The sequence below is a fragment of the Lentibacillus jeotgali genome (genome assembly GCF_000224785.1).
Lineage (GTDB): Bacteria > Bacillota > Bacilli > Bacillales > Amphibacillaceae > Lentibacillus > Lentibacillus jeotgali.
In genome coordinates, this window is the sequence record NZ_AGAV01000019.1 from 44,430 (window position 1) to 64,695 (window position 20,266).

The 20,266-nt window shown below is 43.6% G+C and carries 19 protein-coding genes and 1 pseudogene; 11 read left to right on the forward strand and 9 right to left on the reverse strand.

What is annotated here, in order from left to right; all coding sequences use genetic code 11:
- Window positions 1-329 precede the first annotated feature (329 nt).
- Window positions 330-2,873 (forward strand): glycoside hydrolase family 84 protein, encoded by a 2,544-nt coding sequence (locus ON01_RS15705; protein WP_010531954.1) that lies wholly within the window; start codon window positions 330-332, stop codon window positions 2,871-2,873.
- A gap of 262 nt (window positions 2,874-3,135) precedes the next feature.
- Here ON01_RS15705 and ON01_RS15710 read toward each other — a convergent pair whose 3' ends face one another.
- Complete coding sequence (locus tag ON01_RS15710) at window positions 3,136-3,498, reverse strand: IclR family transcriptional regulator (protein ID WP_010531955.1); 363 nt, start codon at window positions 3,496-3,498, stop codon at window positions 3,136-3,138.
- 39 nt (window positions 3,499-3,537) lie between these two features.
- Between ON01_RS15710 and ON01_RS15715 the strand changes: the two genes are divergently transcribed.
- On the forward strand, window positions 3,538-3,846 hold the full coding sequence (locus tag ON01_RS15715; RefSeq protein ID WP_010531956.1) for an MFS transporter: 309 nt from the start codon (window positions 3,538-3,540) through the stop codon (window positions 3,844-3,846).
- A gap of 388 nt (window positions 3,847-4,234) precedes the next feature.
- Entirely contained in the window at window positions 4,235-5,140 is a 906-nt protein-coding gene (locus ON01_RS15720; protein ID WP_050901132.1) for a glycine betaine ABC transporter substrate-binding protein, read from the forward strand.
- Window positions 5,141-5,555: 415 nt separating this feature from the next.
- Here the strand turns inward: ON01_RS15720 and ON01_RS15725 are convergent, their stop codons facing one another.
- A complete protein-coding gene (locus ON01_RS15725) occupies window positions 5,556-6,101 on the reverse strand; it encodes an NADPH-dependent FMN reductase (protein ID WP_010531958.1) in 546 nt (181 codons plus the stop codon).
- A gap of 262 nt (window positions 6,102-6,363) precedes the next feature.
- Here ON01_RS15725 and ON01_RS15730 point away from each other — a divergent pair, with 262 nt between their 5' ends.
- The gene (locus ON01_RS15730) at window positions 6,364-7,317 is read left to right on the forward strand and encodes a hydroxyacid dehydrogenase (RefSeq protein ID WP_010531959.1); all 954 of its coding nucleotides are present in this window, start codon (window positions 6,364-6,366) and stop codon (window positions 7,315-7,317) included.
- An 83-nt stretch (window positions 7,318-7,400) separates the two neighbouring features.
- Here ON01_RS15730 and rraA read toward each other — a convergent pair whose 3' ends face one another.
- The 3 genes and pseudogenes from rraA to ON01_RS15745 form a co-directional block, all read right to left on the reverse strand.
- Entirely contained in the window at window positions 7,401-7,880 is a 480-nt protein-coding gene (gene rraA / locus ON01_RS15735; protein ID WP_010531960.1) for a ribonuclease E activity regulator RraA, read from the reverse strand.
- Window positions 7,881-8,042: 162 nt separating this feature from the next.
- Window positions 8,043-9,587, reverse strand: coding sequence for a multicopper oxidase family protein (locus ON01_RS15740; RefSeq protein WP_010531961.1), 1,545 nt, complete (start codon window positions 9,585-9,587; stop codon window positions 8,043-8,045).
- A 115-nt stretch (window positions 9,588-9,702) separates the two neighbouring features.
- A pseudogene (locus ON01_RS15745) lies at window positions 9,703-10,569 on the reverse strand (SDR family oxidoreductase).
- Between the two features lie 311 nt (window positions 10,570-10,880).
- On the opposite strand from ON01_RS15745, the gene ON01_RS15750 reads away from it, so the two are divergent.
- Together ON01_RS15750 and ON01_RS15755 are read left to right on the forward strand one after the other, a co-directional pair.
- A complete protein-coding gene (locus tag ON01_RS15750) occupies window positions 10,881-11,810 on the forward strand; it encodes an LCP family glycopolymer transferase (protein WP_010531964.1) in 930 nt (309 codons plus the stop codon).
- Window positions 11,811-11,980: 170 nt separating this feature from the next.
- On the forward strand, window positions 11,981-12,400 hold the full coding sequence (locus ON01_RS15755; protein ID WP_010531965.1) for a hypothetical protein: 420 nt from the start codon (window positions 11,981-11,983) through the stop codon (window positions 12,398-12,400).
- An 81-nt stretch (window positions 12,401-12,481) separates the two neighbouring features.
- On the opposite strand, the gene ON01_RS15760 is transcribed toward ON01_RS15755, so the two are convergent.
- Window positions 12,482-12,676 carry a hypothetical protein gene (locus ON01_RS15760; protein WP_040912579.1) on the reverse strand — a complete coding sequence of 65 codons (195 nt, stop codon included), beginning with the start codon at window positions 12,674-12,676 and terminating at the stop codon, window positions 12,482-12,484.
- A gap of 121 nt (window positions 12,677-12,797) precedes the next feature.
- On the opposite strand from ON01_RS15760, the gene ON01_RS19635 reads away from it, so the two are divergent.
- Window positions 12,798-12,935, forward strand: coding sequence for a hypothetical protein (locus ON01_RS19635; protein WP_175284968.1), 138 nt, complete (start codon window positions 12,798-12,800; stop codon window positions 12,933-12,935).
- Window positions 12,936-12,959: 24 nt separating this feature from the next.
- Here ON01_RS19635 and ON01_RS15765 read toward each other — a convergent pair whose 3' ends face one another.
- From ON01_RS15765 to ON01_RS15775, 3 genes are all read right to left on the reverse strand, one after another.
- Window positions 12,960-13,745, reverse strand: a complete 786-nt coding sequence (locus ON01_RS15765; protein WP_010531967.1) for an ABC transporter ATP-binding protein — start codon at window positions 13,743-13,745, stop codon at window positions 12,960-12,962.
- Window positions 13,746-13,748: 3 nt separating this feature from the next.
- A complete protein-coding gene (locus ON01_RS15770) occupies window positions 13,749-14,936 on the reverse strand; it encodes a pyridoxal phosphate-dependent aminotransferase (RefSeq protein ID WP_010531968.1) in 1,188 nt (395 codons plus the stop codon).
- Between the two features lie 236 nt (window positions 14,937-15,172).
- Window positions 15,173-16,171: a LacI family DNA-binding transcriptional regulator gene (locus tag ON01_RS15775; RefSeq protein ID WP_010531969.1), complete on the reverse strand. Its 999-nt coding sequence runs from the start codon at window positions 16,169-16,171 to the stop codon at window positions 15,173-15,175.
- 208 nt (window positions 16,172-16,379) lie between these two features.
- Between ON01_RS15775 and ON01_RS15780 the strand changes: the two genes are divergently transcribed.
- The 4 genes from ON01_RS15780 to ON01_RS15795 all read left to right on the forward strand — a co-directional run bounded on the left by ON01_RS15780 (window position 16,380) and on the right by ON01_RS15795 (window position 20,242).
- Window positions 16,380-17,228, forward strand: a complete 849-nt coding sequence (locus ON01_RS15780) for a transketolase (protein WP_010531970.1) — start codon at window positions 16,380-16,382, stop codon at window positions 17,226-17,228.
- Window positions 17,229-17,231: 3 nt separating this feature from the next.
- Entirely contained in the window at window positions 17,232-18,224 is a 993-nt protein-coding gene (locus tag ON01_RS15785) for a transketolase family protein (protein ID WP_010531971.1), read from the forward strand.
- A 98-nt stretch (window positions 18,225-18,322) separates the two neighbouring features.
- Window positions 18,323-19,084 (forward strand): SDR family NAD(P)-dependent oxidoreductase, encoded by a 762-nt coding sequence (locus ON01_RS15790; protein WP_010531972.1) that lies wholly within the window; start codon window positions 18,323-18,325, stop codon window positions 19,082-19,084.
- A gap of 159 nt (window positions 19,085-19,243) precedes the next feature.
- Complete coding sequence (locus tag ON01_RS15795; RefSeq protein WP_010531973.1) at window positions 19,244-20,242, forward strand: TRAP transporter substrate-binding protein; 999 nt, start codon at window positions 19,244-19,246, stop codon at window positions 20,240-20,242.
- Window positions 20,243-20,266: the final 24 nt, after the last annotated feature.

Below are 20,266 nucleotides of genomic sequence, written 5' to 3' on the forward strand. Positions count from 1 at the left end.
TTTACATAAATATTTTTTAATCCTAAGCCCCCAAATGCATATTTAGTTCGATAATAGGTATAAGGAGATGGTCTGCTTAATACAGGACAAGATATTTGTCCTGCTGCTCATCGAAAATAGTCCCTTTTTCATATTCATTTTCAATTATATGAATGTTATCATTTATTAATAAATTCAAATAGAGTATACGTGACTGACGCAGTAAGGCATCGTGATAAATTGAAAGGGCTTTCTATCAATCCTTTGGCTGTATCACTATGTTTTTTATAGTTGATAGCGAACGTATTAAATAGAGTTATCAGCAAATAATAATCAGAGGAGGCGTCATTTTGAATAATTGGAGTAAGTATTTGGTGCTGATACCCATTTTGTTGCTGTGTCTGTCAGCGTTAAATGGCATCAGCAATGTATCAGCAGCAGATGAAGAAGAACTTACGGTTAACCCTAAACCACAGGAAGTGAATAGAACGGGTAAAGGCTTTCCTTTGACACCCAAAGTTGGCGTTGTAGTAGGGGAAGGGACGGATGAACAGGCAGTCAATGAAGTCATTAGCGCTCTGGAAAACGCAGATGTGAAATCGATCATCCAAAAAAATCCAGGTGAAAAAGTAAATACGCCTGTAACTATTTTTATAGGCGGCCCTTCCGAAAATCAAGGTTCTGTAAATGCTCTGGAACGGCATGGTGTACAAGGACCGGAAGAACTGGCGGACGAAGGCTACGTTCTGTATGCACATAAGAAAAATAAGCAAATCGTTCTTGCCGGGAAAGATAAGACCGGAACCTATTATGCTGCTAAAACATTCAGCCAAATAATCAAGGAACGAACCGGCAGGGATTGGATACCTCAGGTGGAAATCCGTGACTGGCCGGAGATGCCGATTCGCGGGTCGATTGAAGGTTTTTACGGTCCGCCATGGACACATGAGGACAGATTGAGCCAGCTGGAATTTTACGGTGAGAATAAGATGAACACATATATTTACGCACCTAAAGATGACCCATATCACCGGGAAAACTGGCGCGAGCCTTATCCTGAGGGAGAATTGACACGTATAAAGGAACTGGTAGATACGGCAAACGAAAATCATGTAAATTTCACTTTCTCTTTGTCACCCGGTCAATCAATCTGCTACTCAGGCGACGAGGATTTTGGATTGCTGAAGCAGAAAATGGAGCAAATGTGGGATCTGGGTGTCCGGTCTTATGCCATTTTCTTGGATGATATCAGTAAAAATCTGCACTGTGACAAGGATCAGGAGAAATTCGGTGACGAAGAGGCTCCGGTTGCTGCAGCCCATGCCTATCTGCTGAACCGGTTTTCCGAGGAATTTATCCAGACGCATGAAGGAGCGGAGCGATTGATCATGGTTCCGACAGATTACTCCGGTAATGGCACAACCGATTACCGTGAGCAATTTGCTGACATGCTTAATGATGACACCATAGTTATGTGGACTGGCCCGAAAGTGGTTTCCGAACAAATCACTTCAGAAGGAACGGAAAAGGTCTGGGATATTTTTCAGCATGACTTGTTGCTGTGGGATAATTATCCGGTAAACGATTTTGACCGCAACAGTCTGTTCTTTGGCCCGCTCGTTAAACGGGATGCTGATATAGTGGAACACGGCGTTGTTGGTTTAACATCAAACCCAATGAATGAGGCAGAAGCTTCAAAAATACCACTGTATACAATTGCGGACTATACATGGAATCCTGCTGACTATGAACCTAAGCAATCATGGGAGCGCAGCATTCAGTCGTTTGGCGGTGATGCAGCAGACGTACTCAGAAAGTTTGCCGAGAATTCCTATTCCTCACCGCTTAATGAAAAAGAATCCCTGACATTGACACCATTAATCGAGGATTTCTGGCGGGCTTATGTATCTGATAATGCTGAAGAAGAAGCGGACGCACTTAGGGATGAATTCAGGAATCTGCAGAGTGTTCCGGGAAAACTTCGGCAGCAGATGGATAATGACAAATTCATTGAGGAAATAGACCCTTACTTGGATAAATTGGAACTTTACGGTGAAGCCGGCGAGGCTGCAGTTAACTATCTTACGGAACAAAAAGAAGGTCAATCGGATAAGAGATACAGGGAAAAACTTATGACGTTATTTAACCAATTCGAAAAAATCCCGCAAAAAATGGGACAAGGCGTTATAAAGCCATTTTTGATTAAAAGCGTGCTGACATTGCCATCATTGGAAATGACATTGCAACCGCAAATTGATGCATTCTGGGAGCAATATAATGGTAATGATGCCGACCAGGCTTCAGAGGAACTGATTGCTACGTTTGAAAATCTGCAGCAAGTCGCTGTAAATGCTCGCAAAAGTATTGATCATGAAGGTTTTCTTGAAGCGGCTAACCCATATTTAAATAATCTTGATGTCTATGGGAATGCAGGTGAAGTTGCTGTTAAGTATCTAATGGCAAAGAAAAACGGACAGGCAGATCAAGCAAATGAATATCAGGCTCAACTGAGAGATTTAATGATCCAGGTTAATAAAATGCCGCAAAAGATTGGTGAGCAAGTGATTAAACCATTCCTGATCGATAGTATGTGGGGTGAGCTCAATGTTGTCGAGTACCGCGAGCTGGATGGTGTTAACACGTCCCGCGGGGGTGGAGAATTGATTCAATATACGCCTGAACATGGTGAATCCACCGGAACAAATCAGTGGGGCTACGAAGTAACGGTTGTTGATGGTACCGTTACAAAGCGTGGCGGCAACGATTCCGAAATCCCCGACAACGGCTATGTGCTGAGTATCCATGCGAATGACTGGCTTCGTGATTATGCAATGCCTGGAGCAACTATCCAAATAGAAGACGGTACTGTACTGATTACGAAGTCAGAGGAGTAGACAAAACCTCATCTGCCTGTGGTAAGGCAGATGGGGTTTTGTGGTGTTATTCAAAAACAGAGCAGTATACTGGTGGGCTGCTCTGTTAGCTTTGAAAGATACTAGGAGTTCTGGACTTGTGCGACGACAGCCTAAACTCGTGCGGCGGAAGCCTAAAACTCGTGCGAGAGCAGACCCAAATCGCGCATGAAACCTGTATTTAAGTGAGCGCGCAAACACCTATCCTTAAGCAAGTCTCTGATATCAAATCAATGTGATTTCGTTAACGGTGCAATCTTCCCAGCTGTTTAAAATATCGCTCATCATACCCCATTCGTTCGGATGCTTCTTTTCCAGCTGCCATGACTTTTTTTTTGATGTGGGGGGTTTTGTTGTTTGTCATCCGCTGAAGCGGTCCGACCACTGTGATCGCACTGATAACTTTTCCGGTATGGTCACGGATTGTTGCGGCAACTGATTTAATGCCTTCCCGAAATTCTTCTGTACTGATAGCGTAGCCGTCTTCGCGGACAGCTGCCAGACGGCTGCGCAATTCATCCGGGTTGGTAATGCTGTTTTCAGTGTGAGCTTCCAATCCTTTATTAATCACTTCCTCTACGGCACCGCCTTCATCATAAGCAAGCATTACTTTCCCTTAACTTGTGGCATATGGGCATCTTTCTTATTGAGCGGTACCGGCCTGCTCCTCACGTATTATGAGGCATCACCGCTGGTCTGGCTGATGATCATCATGTCGATTCTTGGCATGAGCCAGGGGTTTAATAATATCACGACACAAACGGCACTTTTTGAGAATGTGCGTCCGGAAGAAACCGGATCGGCATCCGGGCTGTACCAGACAAGCCGTTATATTGGAGCCATACTATCTTCCAGTCTACTGGGTCTTACGTTTAACGAGCATATGGATACTGGCCACTTGCATCTGGTTGCGCTGATCTGTTTTGCTTTCTGTATCGGAGTGGTTTGCTGGTGATGAAACTACCGGCGAGGAAGGAAGCGAAACGTATTGGCTCAAATTAATAGCAACAGCATCGATGAGAAACGACTATTTTCATAGATAATGATAAAATTTCATAATCAGGCGGATTGCTGTATATCTAGGAGAAATTATTGAATAAAGCCATTTAGATTCTGTTATCGTGTGAATGATTTTTTATACTTGCAATATCTTTAAAATACTAATTAGGTCAAATGTACTATCTTTGATATGATAACAAGAGTTGTCTTTTTCCAGGGGTGATTTACTCACGATTCTGAATTCCCTGGAGATGTACAAGTATAAAATCATTTAAGGGGGTATTATTATTTTTGGAGATCGTAAATTTAAATTTGGTTTGGCGGTCTTTGGCCTTGTCCTCATCATGTTTCTAGCTGCATGCGGTGGAGGTAGCGGGGAAGCAGAAAACTCCGGTTCTTCAAATGATGAAGGCTCAGAAGAAACAAGTGAAGGACCAGAAGTGGGGCAGAAAGAATTGACCCAGCCTTACGTGGCATGGGCAAGGGAGACGGTTAGTACACATATGCTTGGAGCACTGCTTGAAATGGTCGGCTACAATGTTGAGTTGAAACAGGTAGAGGCAGGGGCGATGTGGTCCAGTGTTGCCGATGGCTCAGCTGATTTCCATACATCCGCATGGCTGCCAGCAACACATGCTCCGTACTGGGAAAAATACAGCGAAGATATTGTTAAAGTCAAGCAAGTTCTTGATAAGGCACCATTGGCTCTGGGTGTCCCGAGCTACATGGAAGATATCAATTCAATTGAAGATTTGAAGGGTAATGAGGAACTTGGTAAGTCGGTCGACTGGACTGTTACTGGAATTGATCCAGGAGCCGGGATTATGCAAAATACCCAAGAGGCATTTGAGGCGTATGGTCTCGACAATTGGGAACTGACATCAAGCTCAGAAGCGGCAATGCTTACGACACTGCAGTCAGCCGCTGAGAATAAAGAGCCGATTATTGTACCGCTTTGGAAGCCGCATTGGATTTTCGGAACAATGGATTTGAAAATGCTTGAGGATCCAAAGGAAGTCTATGGCGGAGAAGGTGACCAGATCTATACGGTAGCACGCAAAGGTTTGAAAGAAGACGCTCCAAGAGCCTACAAAGTGCTCGAGCAATATAATGAAAACTATGATATGATTAACGAAATGATGCCGAAAGTTCATGCGGAAGATCAGGATCCTGCAAAAGTCGTTCAGGACTATATTGAGAATAACCCTGATCAAGTTGATAAATGGCTTGAAGGCATACCAAGAGAATAATTAAGAAAAGGAACAGGGAGGTTGAAGCATTCCTGTTCCTTTATTGTTGTGATGAATTTAAGGCTGCGCGCCGGAATTTCCCCGCACAAGTTGTTACAGTCGTCGCACAAGTTTGGAAGACTGTCGCACAAGTTCTTGAGTTTCCTGCTCAAGTTAAGGCCATTCCCGCACAAGTTGATGGGGTTTTCGCATAAGTTTACGACGATTCCGCACAAGTTAGTTCCCGTCTCGCACATCTCTAAAGACGTCCCGCTCAACTCCACACGTTTTCTGCACAAGCCGGAGCTATCCTCCATTTAATTTGACGATTTTCCCGCACAAATTGGCGTATTTGCTTTCTCCGGACGCATTTAGATCGGTCTTCTCCGCGTTCTAAAGCTCCTGCATGAGTTGAAGCAACACCCGTGCGCTTAAATCATCCTTTATTCAGCATCTCGCTGAAATTTTTCACAGCTTTTTCTACAACGGCTAAAGTTACTTCGTCCGTCAGCTTGCCGTCTTCATCAAATTTATCATGAGCCTGTGTGATGAGAACTTCACTTTGAGAAGGTGGCAGGACACTTGCAGATAAGCCTGGAGCGCTCAATATGCGCCGTAAGTCCATTTGGGCGCGGATTGTTCCCATCAGACTGATTGATGCGCCAACAACCATGACTGGTTTGCCGATCATCGGGCGTTCGCCGCGTGATAGCCAGTCCAGACTGTTCTTTAGGACACCTGGAACAGACCAGTTATATTCAGGTGTGGAAATAAGGACACCGTCACATTCGGCAATTTGATTTTTAAACGTTTTGACCACCTCGGGCGGATCGAGTTCTTCTACCTGATTAAACAGTGGCAGCTTGCCGATTTTGACAATTTCCAAATCAAAGTCATTTGCGTAACGTTCCTTGATGTTTTCCAGCAGCAAATTGTTGTACGAATCCTCACGAATACTGCCGGAGATACCTGCAATTCGCATTTATCCAGCCTCACTTTATACAAAAGTAATAATTATTATAATTTTTATCTTATCATATCCGTTTTAGGACTAAAATACAAAGGGTTCAGGAGAAGTGAGTCTTAACATTGCAAAAGCTGAATTTTGTCATAAGAATCCTCCTCCCACCCCTCGCATATATTCAATAAGGGGCAGGTCAAATCGTTGCAATAATGTTTGAATTATGGAAAAATCAGAAATAGATACATAGACAAGTTGACCACTATTCAAGGAGTGAATGCTTATGAAAATACTCGTGACTGAACTGATGTGGCAAGACGGCATTGAAGAACTCAGAAGGCTTGGTTATTCTGTTGATTACGATAGGGAGCTTAGCCGGAAAAGAGAAGAGTTGCTGAGACTGTTGCCGGATTATGATGCTCTGATTGTACGGAATGAAACGAGGGTCGATCCTGAATTTCTTGATGCTGCGAAAAACGCCAGAGTTATCGGACGGCTTGGTGTTGGTTTGGATAACATTGATCTGGAAGCGGCAAAAGAACGAAACATCCCGGTGATAGCTGCTAAAAATGCGAATGCCACTTCTGTTGCGGAATATGTGATGGCAGCAATGCTCGATGCATCCCGACCACTCTCTGATGCCGATGCTGATGTGCGCCGTGGAAACTGGGATCGCAAGTTTTTCACGGGCTATGAGTTGAATAAGCGGACACTTGGACTTGTCGGAATGGGCGAAATTGCAAACCGTGTAGCCAGGAGGGCAAAAGCGTTTGGCATGGATGTCATTGGCTATGACCCGTTCGTTGCGCCTTTTGATCATGTCCTGGCGGAGACGGGAGTCCGTCCGGCGGAGACACTTGATGAACTGCTCAGCGAATCGGATTTTGTCTCAGTCCATGTTCCGTTGACCAAAGCAACTAAACATATGATCAACAAAGACAATTTTCCACTGATGAAATCGCATGCCTACGTGATCAATTCAGCCAGAGGCGGTATTGTCCATGAACAGGATCTGATTGAGGCGGTTCAGTCGGAACAGATTGCCGGTGCGTACCTTGACGTGCTTGAAAAGGAACCGGTTGAGAAGGATTCACCGCTTGCTCGTGAAGAATCCATCCGGTTATCCCCGCACATTGCCGGTTTGACCGATGAAGCGCAGTCCCGGACAGCCATGCTGATCGCACAGGAAGTTGACAGAGTGCTGAACGGCGGTAAATCGATTTGTGCCGTGGTGTGAAGTTAAAACAGTTGTAAAGCAGGAAATCCATCTGCCTTTCTAAGGGCGGATGGATTTATAAATTTCGTGAATCAAACTACCGCTTAAATCAGCTTTCTCTCTGAAATAACAATTCCGTCTTCATCAGCATATGCAAAATTCCCAGGTTCCCACTCTACTTCTCCAAATGTCAGGGTGATATCCTTTTCACCTTCTCCATTTTTGTTGCTTTTTAGGGGGTTTGTTCCAAGCGCAAGGAGACCGACGTCCATTTGGGCAATATCTGCGGAGTCGCGGATGCATCCATAAATAATAACCCCCGCAAGATTGCGGTCTTTTATGATGCTGGCAAGGCGATCACCTAGTAATGCACAATTCCTGGATGCTCCACCATCCACAATAAGGATATGACCTTCTGGAATTGTCTCAAGTGATTCTCTTACAAGTACATTATCCTCCCGCACTTTAACAGTGGAAATCGGGCCGGCGAATGCTTTTTTCATTCCATAGGAAATAAACGGTTGATTGCAGATAGCTAATTCTTTTGAATAGTCATCACATAAATCTGTCGTTTTAAAACGCATATTCTGCCATCCTTTTAACGAATTATAATAGTGGATTACTTTTTTCAAACTTATCCGATATTTATACATCTGTCAAGACGGCTTGCTTATTCCTTTGAATAGACTCAATACTGGTGTAAGCGATTCGTTTCATCGGAAGGAAAAAGCCTAACGGCAGACTTTCTATCCCCGCCTATCCCTGTCAATCACACTCATTGGACGCATCATGTCATAATCCTCATGCTCGAGTATATGGCAATGCCACACGTAGTCACCTGGAAATGGCCCGAATTTAGCGATAACGCGTGTGAATTGCCCTGCTGGTGCTGCCACGGTGTCTTTCCAGCCTTTTTCATTTGCTTTTGGTGGTTCTTGCGGGCCTGTGAACATAATATTCCCATCTTTGTTATAACGGTCAAGGTCGAATGGCTGCCGGTCCAGAACTTGGAATTGAATCAGATGAATATGAATGGGGTGGGTAAAGTTTGTGACATTGATGAATGACCAGACTTCGGTTGAGCCCAGTTTAGGCGTTTCTGTAACAGGGTCCACCCATTTTTTATTATTCAGCAGTAATAATGGCCGGCCGAGGCTGTCAGTCGAACCGACAAGTTTCAAGTTTCGAATACGCTGGATATTATTTTGCCTGAGTGAAGGGATACGTGTTAAATTCCGGGGGATTCTGCTTCTGTCTTCAGATGATAAAGGCAGACTGACGTTAAATTGCATGACATCATCTGTTTCGTCTTCAGGGTCGGCATCTGGTCCAAGGTTATTTTTCAATGGAATGGTTTCCCCTTCATGATCGGAAAAATCGATGATCACATCAAACCGCTCGGCCGATTCAATGGCTAAATTATCTAGTTTGGCAGTTTTCTGTATTAAACCGCCATCTGACCCGATTTGATAAAATGACTGGCCTGAATCAAGGTAAAGTTGATAAGCACGTGTGTTGGCGGCATTCAAGATACGGAAGCGGTATTTTCGCGGCTCCACCTCCAAATACGGCCATATCTTCCCATTTACGACGTTTGTTTCACCATTAAAGAATGGTCTAATGGACGGATTTGGCCAGTTTTCCTGAGGGTCATCCGGCTGTGACGGGTAGAACAGGTCGCCATTATCATGAAATGATCTATCCATGATAATAAGCGGGATTTCATAGTCGCCTGAAGGGAGCTTCATAAATCTTTCCTGTTCATCCCGGATAATATACATACCTGCCAGGCCGGCATAAACGTTCAGTCTGGTAATGCCCATCGCATGGTCGTGATACCATAGTGTGGCGCCGCGCTGGCTGTTGGGATAATGATAGACCCCGGTTTTAAATTCAGGCCCTGTTTTCCGGAAGTCTCTCGTATACCATGCTTCAGGATATCCGTCACTTTCCGGTTTTGTCTCACTGCCATGCAAATGTGTAACGGTGCGGACTTCTGGGAGTTTATCAAGATGATGAAACGATTTGTCAATCGGCAAAATATGTTTGTCTGGAAGCTTGTTTTCCCACTTTAACTGAATCGGTTCACCGTGATTGACATCGATGACAGGGCCGGGAAATTGACCATTGTAGCCCCACAGCCGTGTCGGTCTTAAATCACGGTGCATCTTGTGGCGGAATTCCCTCATCTGCACTTCATAATACGCCTCATTTTTGTCCTTGTGAACTGGTTTTAATGTTTTTGGTATCGGCAAGGCATCCACAAATTTTTTAAGCTTTTTGTTCAACATGTTCAACCCCTTCAAATGTGCATTTATAATAGTAAATGTTTGAAAGGGGAAAATTGCAATGGGCGAAAGAAGCAAAAAAAGAGAGAAGGCAACAGACACCTTGTCTCATGATTCACTACGACGAAGTCCACGACCCGCCATTAATATGAATCGCCTGTCCGGTCATGTAGGAAGACTCATCTGCTGCAAGCATAACGTAGGCCCAGGCATGTTCGGAGGGCTGGCCGGGTCTTTCCATTAAACTGTCCTGTCCAAACGTTTCAACCCCATCCTCATTGAATGAAGACGGAATCAGCGGTGTCCATACCGGACCGGGAGCTACCGCGTTTGCTCGGATGCCTTTTTTGGCCAGGCTTTGCGCAATGCTTCGTGTGAACGCTGTGACGGCACCTTTTGTTGCGGAATAATCCATAAAAATCGGGTTGCCGCGGTACGCATTAATGGATGATGTGCTGATGATCGCATCACCTTTTTGCATGTGACGGACTGCTGCTTTTGTTGTATAAAAATGGGAAAAGAAGTTGGTTCGGAAAACTTCCTCAAATTGCTCGGAAGAAATGTCCAGTAAATCTTCGCGTACTTATTGAATGGCGGCGTTATTCACCAATATATTCAGCTTGCCGAATGCTTCCACAGTCTTTTCCACGATATCGATGCAATGTTGATCATCTTTAACATCACCGGGCAGCAAGAGACATTGCGCACCTTCTGCTTCAACCATCTCCTTTGTTTCTTCGGCATCGTTATGTTCATCCAAATAGGAAATTGCCACATTGGCGCCTTCTTTGGCGTATAGTATGGAAACGGCACGTCCGATGCCACTGTCACCGCCTGTTATTAAGGCACTTTTTCCTTGCAGTTTTCCCGTGCCCTGGTATTCTGTCGGCTGGGCGGGACGCGGAGTCATATCCGATTCAATCCCGGGCTGCTTGATCTGTTTTTGTCTCGGGGTGCTTCCATTCTGCATATTTCTTGGATCCATAAATGACAGCCTCCTTAATCTCGGTACTATATTATCCTGCCTTAACGGTCAGTAACCCGCCAAACAACGGCGGGTTACTGCTCGTAAATATCTGAAGGGAAAATCATCCCACTGAATGAAGTTTTACTCTATATAAAGGATAACCGTTTTGTTTCATAAAAAAACATGAAGTTAGGACAGAGAGTTTGACACTGTCTTCAATTTGCCCTTAAAAAATTAGTGATATTGTGAGATAATATGACAATGTACGACTAGATTTAAAGATTCGTTTAAAAAGATGCTAAACAGATAATCTATCGGGGGACGAGAAAGTGAATGAAAAGAGAATAGATCGAAAAAGACCAAAAAGACGCTGGCTGAAAATAACAATAGCTGCTATGGCTGTACTGGTTGCCGGCATTGGAGTTTACGCTGTTTCCATCTATGGCAATGCCAAGGACACGGTGAATGAGGAGATGCATGAACCGGTTGATTCGATTGACCGTAAGACCACACAGAAAAAAATGGAAGCATCCAAGCCGTTGAATATACTGTTGCTTGGTGTGGATGAGCGTGAACATGACAGTGGACGGTCGGATGCCATGATGGTGCTGTCATTGAATCCAAAAGATGACTCGATGCAACTTGTCAGCATTCCGCGTGACACACGAACGACGATCGTAGGCAAGGGGTTCAAGGATAAAATCAATCATGCGTACGCATTCGGCGGCAGTGATATGTCCGTTGCGACAGTCGAAAATTTCCTGGATATCGAGCTGGATCACTATGTCCGCATGAATATGGAAGGACTTAAGGAACTGGTCGATAAGCTTGGTACGATCACTGTCGATAACGAAATTGCCTGGAATGATGGAGAGTATAATTTTAGTCCGGGTTCTGTTGAGATGGACGGAGAGAAGACGATGGCTTATGTCCGTATGCGTAAACAGGATCCAAATGGTGACTTTGGGCGGAACGAACGCCAGAGGAAAGTTATTCAGGGGATTATTGAGCGCGGTGCCTCAATTGGTTCGGTCACGAAAATTAATGATTACATCGATGTTCTCGGGAACAATATGAAAACCAATATGGATTTTGACGATATGAAAAAATTGTTTAACGGTTACCGTAATACCCGGAAAAATATTGCGAGCTATCAGATGAAAGGCAGCGGAACGAATATAGAGGGTATTTATTATCTGATGGTATCCGATGATGAAGTTGAAAAAGTCCATGGCATGATCAGTAAGGAGAAGTCATGATATCTATGAAAAGACGTATGTCGCAATTTTAGCGGCGTGCGTTTTTTTATTTTTCTCGTCAGAATTAATGGAGAAAATCACCCTTCCCGATACAATTTTAAGCCGTTTAACATCATGCGCCACGGGAATAAATTAAAACACAGTTCTTATCGTGAAGTAGGTGGATTATAATGAAGCGGGTATTGAAGTTGAGTATAATTGGAATTGTGGCCGGCATTATTCTTCTCGTTTTATTAAAAATTGTCCAGGTTGTTACAGGCAGTCAGGCTTATGTATTGTTGTTTAATACGGATTATATTCCTATGATGCCGGACTGGGGACCGGCGAATTTCGGTGGGGTTGCATTTCATTTTGTGTTTTGCATCGTCAGTGTTGTCGCGCTATTTTATATACTCAAACTATTTCGGCTTGAACGGTCGATGTTAGTTTATTTTGCTATTTACACGGGTGGCAGCGCGATTTTATATGCATTAACGGGGTTAACCGATCGCCCGCCAGTGGTAATGGATCTGATGGCTTGGACGTACTGGACAGTCGCACATGCTGTTTATGCTCTTACAGTTGGTTCGTTCATTAAGCATTGGGTTTAACACTTAGGGGGGAACATATTAAAACCCTCAGACCCCAGAGCGAACGGCTGAGGCAGGAGGGTTATCAACTGTTGCGTTGAACTATTTTGAATCGTTTTGGTCGTTTTTATGCTTTCGCTTATTCTTTGGCGGTTGCTTGGATTTGAATTTTTTCTTCTCATCTTTTAATTCCTCTTTTAAATCTTCGTCAGGCGGCTCGTCCATGAACTTTTTCTGCTCTTCAAACTCTTCACGAGCAGTTTTAGTCCTAGTCGAATCATCTGATTTCTTGTTCACATTTTCACCCCGCACAAAGGTTTTATTTGTGTTTTGCCTGCTTTGAGCTTTTATAAACATGATGCGACTTTTGTGTAAATCGGAAACACTTTGAGAAAATACAAGCAGAAGAAGGTGAACATTGTCAGAAGGGCGAAAACATCGGCAGAAGAACGAAAACATCAGCAGAAGAGCGAGAACATCGACAGAAGAACAAAGACATCAGCAGAAGAACCAAAACATCATCGACAAAAGCAAACAGCTGTCCCAGCAAGGCTAGGAGCAGCTGTTATTTTTCAAAACATCATTCATCCAGCGACACCCATGGCCGCTGATGGCGCCATTCAACGTTAACCGGCATTCCGAAAAACTGTGAAAGGCTGTCGCCGGTCAGAATGTCCTTGCTTGTCCCTTTTGCAAAAACTGCCCCATCACGAAGCAGCAGGGTACGAGAAAATTCAGGCAGCACTTCTTCAATATGATGGGTGACAAAAATAATCGTCGGTGAATCGGCCTGTTTGATCAGCTCCTGAATGGCAGAAAGGAGTTCCTCGCGTGCGATGAAGTCAAGGCCGCTCGTTGATTCGTCCAATAGCAGCAGGTCAGGTGATGCCATCAGCCCTCTGGCGATGAGAAGTTTTTGCCGTTCGCCCTGTGAGCACGTCTTGTAAGTCCGGCCGATCAAATGATTGCACCGCATCTGATCCATTATCTGGAATGCTTTTTCAAAATCCGCTTCGGCTGGTTCCTCATATGCCAGCCCAATCGATGCGTATTTGCCGCTGACGACTATATCTTCAGCACGTTCAGTCTCCTTGATTCGCTCTTGAAGCGATGAGCTAACCCAGCCAATTGATTTGCGAAGTTCGCGGATGTCAATTTTTCCAAAAGGCTGGTCTAAAACACGGACGTGACCGGCTGTTGGCCAGGAATAGCCGGTCACGATATTTAACAATGATGTTTTTCCGGAACCGTTTAACCCTAAAACGGCCCAGTGCTCGCCTTTTTCAACACACCAATTGATATCGGATAAAATATTTTCCTGTTCTCGTCTCCAGGAAACATCCTGCAAATCAATAACATTTGTCAATTCCTATTCCCCCTTTCTAAAAATCCCCAGTCGTCCGATTCGGGCTGCCGCTTCTTCAAGACGCTCTGCTGATTCGAGTAACCCGACCCGCACGTAGCCGTCTCCATACTTGCCAAAACCCCGTCCCGGTGCGACAACGACATGTGCGTTTTCCAATAATAGGTTGGAGAATTCCTCGGATGTATAGTTTGACGGGACGGGGAGCCATGCGAAAAATGATCCCTCCGGTGTGTCCACGTCCCATCCGATTTCACGGATTGCACGGATGAACCGATCACGACGCTCAGTATATGTATCGATCAGCCGCTGAACCGCGCTTTGGTCACTGTTCAGTGCTTTGGCAGCAGCGCTCTGTATAGCACCAAACAAACTGACATACATATGATCCTGAATTTTATTAAGCGCTTCTATGACAGAAGGATTTCCAGCAGCAAAAGCCACGCGCCATCCGGCCATGTTGTACGTTTTGGATAATGTATAGATTTCGATGCCGATATCTTTTGCCCCCTCAGACTGGAGGAAGCTTTGCGGTTTTTGACCATCAAAACCCAACGCACCGTATGCAAAATCTTGCACGACACAAATGTGATGATCTTTGGCGAGTTTAACCGTTTCATCGTAGAAATCTTTATTGGCGGTGACAGCGGTCGGGTTGTTCGGGTAATTTAAAAACATCAGTTTCGCCTGGTTCAGCGTCTCTCCAGGAATCGTGCTGTAATCCGGCAGAAAGTGATTGTCCTTTTGCAATGGCATGAAATATGGGTCGGCATCCGCCATAGCAATACCTGACATATAATCCGGGTATCCCGGATCTGGTAAAAGTGCTGTGTCATTCGGGTTCAAGAGGCATTGGCTTATCTCCACCAAACCGGCTTTGCCCCCGAACAAAACAGCAATTTCCGTTTCCGGATCGAGGGAGACGCCATATTCGCGCTTATAATAATTGGCTGCGGCTTCTTTAAAGTAGTGGAATCCCCGAAAAGGCGCATATTTATGATTAGCTGGATTTTTGGCAGCTTCCTGCACCTCTTGAATGATGTGATCCGGTGTCGGCAAATCGGGGTTGCCCTGACCAAGGTTAATGACATCATGTCCCTGCTGTTTGAATTCCTGTGTTCTGCCAACAAGCTTGGCAAAAAATTGCTCGGGTAATCGTTTCAGCATGTCAGATTGTTCGAAATTCTGTGTCATGTACACTCCCCCCTTAGGACTGAATGGCAGGTTACTGACGCCTATCACTCTAATAAGCGACAGGACACCTGAAACTCTACGAAATGAATTGAGTTTATGATAGCTTTGTTTGAGGCGATTGTAAAGAAAAGCGTATTTGGGTATGCAGAGGAGGGGGGAGGGGGCCTTCTGCATACTTGTAGAGAAATTGAAGAACAGGTTTAGTACTTTCTTTTAAACTATTAAGCTGTTTCTTTCTAACATCCGCACGATTTTCTTAAAATCATGGATGGCGGGAGTTCAATATGCTTCATGTATTCAGAGTTATTGATTTTATTCAGTAGTGCGTCAAAAGCAGTTTTTCCAATGGTATCCGCCGGGAGTGCAATATTTGTTACCGGCGGGGCGATAATGCCTGCTGATGCAAAGTCTCCAAATCCTATGATCGCCACGTCTTCCGGTATTTTTATCATCAATTCTTTCAGTTTAGAAATGGCACCTATTGTCATAAGGTCATTAAGTATAAAAACAGCTGTAATATCTTCTTCGCGTTCCAGCAGCGAGTTGACAGCAATTTCTCCTCCATCTACCGTGGCGTAACCGAGTTCCAAATAATGCTCGTTGAACGGTAAATGATACTTTTTTAAGGCGTCTTTATATCCTCTGATTCGTTCGTTCGTTGTTGAAACATTTGGAACGGCATAGATAACACCAATTTTTTGATGACCGTGATCCAGCAAATGGAGTGTTGCATCGAACCCTGTCTGATAGTCGTCACCGGTCACTTTAGGCGTATTCTCAGCAACAGGATCATAGCGATTCACAAGTACAGTGGGAAAATCATTTTTTGTATATTTGTTCAGGTAACCAATATCACTCGAAGTTGGTGAAAGAATGACCCCATCAACCATTCTGGCATGCAGTGAACTGATGACTTCTTCCTCATAATTCCTATCTTCATTTGTATTTACAAGCAGAATCTGATAGCCATGCTCTCTTGCCCGCTCCTCAACGCCATAGACCATTTGGGATATGAAAGAATCCCGGAAACTGGATACGACCAGACCAGCAGTTATGGTCTTATTTTTCCTGAGATTTTTGGCTGTGGAATTCGGCACATAATTGTATTTGTTTATGATAGCTTTAATTTTTCTGTGTTTTTCTTCCGATATTTGCTTTGTACCGTTAATGACGTGCGAGACAGTGGCTGTCGATACATTTGCTTCTTTTGCGATATCTTTCATTGTAACTTTCATAGGTTCCTCCCAAAAGTTAAACCTTTTACCGGATGGTAGCATAACCCCATTTTAGCTCAGTTGAACTCATTTATCAATAAGATCGAGAAAGGGCTATTAATCTCGAATTAAATAAAAGTTTTAGAATTTTTGTTGACAAAAAATCGCTTTCATACTAACATAAGCTTTAAGTAAGTTAATCGATTAACCAAACTTCAGGAGGGATAAGATGGTTAAGAAAACCTCAGTTTCCAAGGAAAAGATAGATTTAATCAAAGAAAAAGCAAAAATGTCCAGACTTGAAACCATTAACTTGATTGCTAAGGCAAAAAGTGGTCATTATGGATCGTCTTTTTCAAGCTCTGAAATATTTGCCACGTTATATTATCACGTTATGAATTATGATCCGAAAAACCCGCAGTGGGCAGATCGAGACCGCTTCGTTATGGGAAAAGGTCATTCGGCCGTCGGTATGTATCCGATTTTGGCTGATGTTGGATTCTTCCCAAAAGAGGAATTAGAGACTTATACAGATGTGGGAAGTCCATTCGGCGATCATCCTGACATGAACAAAATTAAAGGTATCGACTTCAGCTCAGGTTCTATCGGGCACGGGTTATCTGTAGGTGTCGGAATGTCACTTGGCGCCCGGGTAGATGGCAAAAATTATAGATCCTATATCCTGATGGGGGATGGCGAACTGCAGGAAGGACAAGTCTGGGAAGCGGCAATGAGTGCACCTAATCACAAGTTAGGTAACCTTATTGCGATTATCGACAATAATAAAGTGACCGTTGACGGCGTGACAGAAGAATTAATGAATGTTAATCCGATTAAAGAAAAATGGCAGAGTTTTGGCTGGAATGTAGTGGAAGTTGACGGTCATGATGTTGAGGCTTTAATTGAGACATTTGACAATTTGCCTTCTCCGGATTCCGAGATTCCAACCGTCATCATTTGTGATACTGTAGCCGGTAAAGGGGTTTCATTTATGGAACACGGTTATGAATGGCACGTTGCGAATCTAGGTGAAGATGATATGAAAAAAGCTATCAAAGAAATAAAAGGAGGCTTCTAAAGTATGGCTGCAACAACTTTTCATAAAGATACCTGGGAATTATATAAGAGTATGGAATCATCCAAGCAATTGACGGTCGGTGAAAAACTGGCAAAATTGGGTGACGATCATCCTGAGGTTGTCGCGCTTTGTGCCGATCTCGGAAAACCGACTAGACTCTGGGATTTCGGCAAGGAATTTCCGGACCGCTTTTTTAACTTCGGTCTTGCTGAAAAAAACATGGTTACAGCAGCAGCAGGTTTGGCCAGTACTGGAAAAACACCTTTTGTTGCGACCTACGCCTCTTTTTTAGGGGTGCTTGCAGCTGAAAATATCCGTACAGCTGTCGCTTATACCAATCAGAATGTGCGCTTGGTTGGTACACATACAGGTATTGCAATGGGCTTTTACGGCTCATCTCACCATGCGACAGAGGATATTTCCATCACACGTGCTATGGCAAATATGACTGTCATATCCCCAGCTGATGGAGCAGCTTTGGCGGAGATGGTAGAAGAGTCGGTTAAATCATACCAAGGTCCGATTTACTTCAGGGTCAGCCGCGGACGTGAAGAGCCGGTTTATCAAAAAGAAGCAAGTGATGTGCAAAATAAAATTGGAAAAGCAAACATTCTCAGAGATGGAACAGATTTAACCATCATTGCTTGCGGAATTGAAGTTAATGAAGCGTTAAAAGCTGCTGAAGAGCTTTCTGAAGAGAACATTTCAGTTCGGGTTATTGATATGCACACGATAAAACCAATGGATACGGAAGCTGTTTACAATGCAGCCAGAGAAACAGGTGCCATATTGACAGTGGAAGAACACAATATTCAAGGAGGACTGGGCAGCGCCGTATCTGAAGTGCTTATGGAATCAGGAATCAACTGTAAATTCAAACGCCATGGTTTCTACGATGAATATTCTTTGATAGGAAAACCTTATTATTTATATAAACATTATAAGCTGAATGGTGAAGGAATTGGGTCAGTTGCACAGGAATTTCTGAATCAATAATTCAAAATAATAGCGGAAGGTGCTGTTTTTAAAAGCAGCCGCTTTCCTCTTAAGCTAAATATTGAAGTTAGACAACAGGAAATAGGAGATGGATGAAAATGAACTTTGAAGGTCGTGTTGCAATCATAACCGGTGCTGGTTCTGAAACTGGTATCGGAAGAGAGATTGCCAGACAACTAAGTAAGAGAGGCGCTAAAGTTGTATTGGCAGATATAAATGAGAGCGGTTTAGAATCAGGTGTCCGTGAAATTGAAAGGAACGGAGGAACAGCATCCTCTATTACAGTGGATGTCACAAGCAGAGACAATGTTCAACAAAGTATTAAAGAAGTGACTGAACGGTTTGGAAGAATAGATATACTTGTAAATAATGCTGGCGTCTCACGTCCAACCGGTGTTACAGAGATTCCAGAAGACGAATGGGATCTTGTTTTCAATGTTAATATGAAAGGTGTATTTTTCCTTACTCAGGCTGTCTTGCCCTATATGAAGGAAAACAATTACGGCCGAATTGTAAGCATGAGCTCAGTTTCCGGTAAACGCGGCGGCGGCATATTCGGCGGTTCACATTATTCAGCGGCTAAAGCCGGGGTAACAGGCTTTTCGAAAGCGGTAGCAAGAGAAGTTGCCAAATATGAGATAACTTGCAATACTGTGGCTCCCGGAATGATAGGTGGCACTGATATTACCAGTGGCTTGCTGACAGAAGAAAAGAAGGCCGAAATTCAAAATGGCATTCCGCTTGGCAGAGTTGGTAAAGTTGAAGATGTCGCTTACTCAATTGCCTTTTTGGTATCAGAAGGTGCGGGTTATATAACTGGTGAAGAACTGGATATTAATGGTGGTTCTCATATAGATTAATAGACACATTCCTTAAAACGGTTGTTGGTGTCCAGTCTTTTCTCTGTACCATCCAGAGAAAAGACTCCCTTAGGAAAAGTAACTCAGAATGAAAACTGGATACATTTGTAAACGCTAACACCCAAAATTACTTTGTCATCATCAGGAGGGAGGGTAACTTTGAAAAAACTGCGTAACTTTATAATTCTATTGATAGTCGCTATGGCAGGCAGTTTAATGTTTGCATTTGTTTCATCTGCAAATGTTGTCGAATCCAAAAATGTCATAACACTGCGAATCGGGCATGGTTCTCCTGAAACAAATGAAAGGCATGCAGCCGTCATGCGTTTCAAGGAACTTGTAGAAGAAAAATCAGATGGAAAAATAGAAGTATTGGTTTATCCTAACGAACAGTTGGGCTCTGAGGCTGAAATGATTGAGAGTGTGACGTTAAATGATCTTCAAATGGTTGCTGCAAGTGCCTTCAGTCAATATGACCAAAGGATAAGTGTTTTTCATTTACCATACTTGTTTGATTCCTACGATGAAGCATGGAATGTATTGGATGGCGAAATTGGTCAGGAAGTGTCCAACTTTTTCTTAGAAGATAACTTAAGGATCCTCGCTTATTTTGAGAACGGGTTTAGGCATGTGACTTCCAATGTTCCAATTAAAACACCTGAAGATTTGCAGGGGCTGAATATAAGAACGCCGGAATTTCCGTTGTCCCTCAGCACGTTTAATGCTTTAGGTGCAAACCCTACTCCAATGGCATTCGGAGAATTATATATGGCATTGCAGCAGGGTACAGTGGACGCACAGGAAAATCCTGTCGCAAATATATACGCAAATAAATTTCAGGAAGTGCAAAAGTATTTAAGCATGACGTCGCATCAATACATGCCTTTGCCAGTAGCAATCAGTGAAGAATTTTGGCAGTCACTATCAGCGGATCACCAGCAAATTATTAAGAGGAGTGCTCAAGAGGCGGCACAATTTCACAGGGATACACTCAGGGCGAAAGAAGAAGAGATGCTTGAAGAATTAAAAAATGGTGGAATGAAGATTGTCGAGCCGGAATTAGAGTCATTCAAAGAAAAAGTGGCCCCTGTTTATGAAGCGTTCAAACAAAAGTATGGTGAGGATTTTGTTAATCGTGTCATTAAAGCTGCGGAATAGAATGTCAGTTAGGCTGGGAGGATT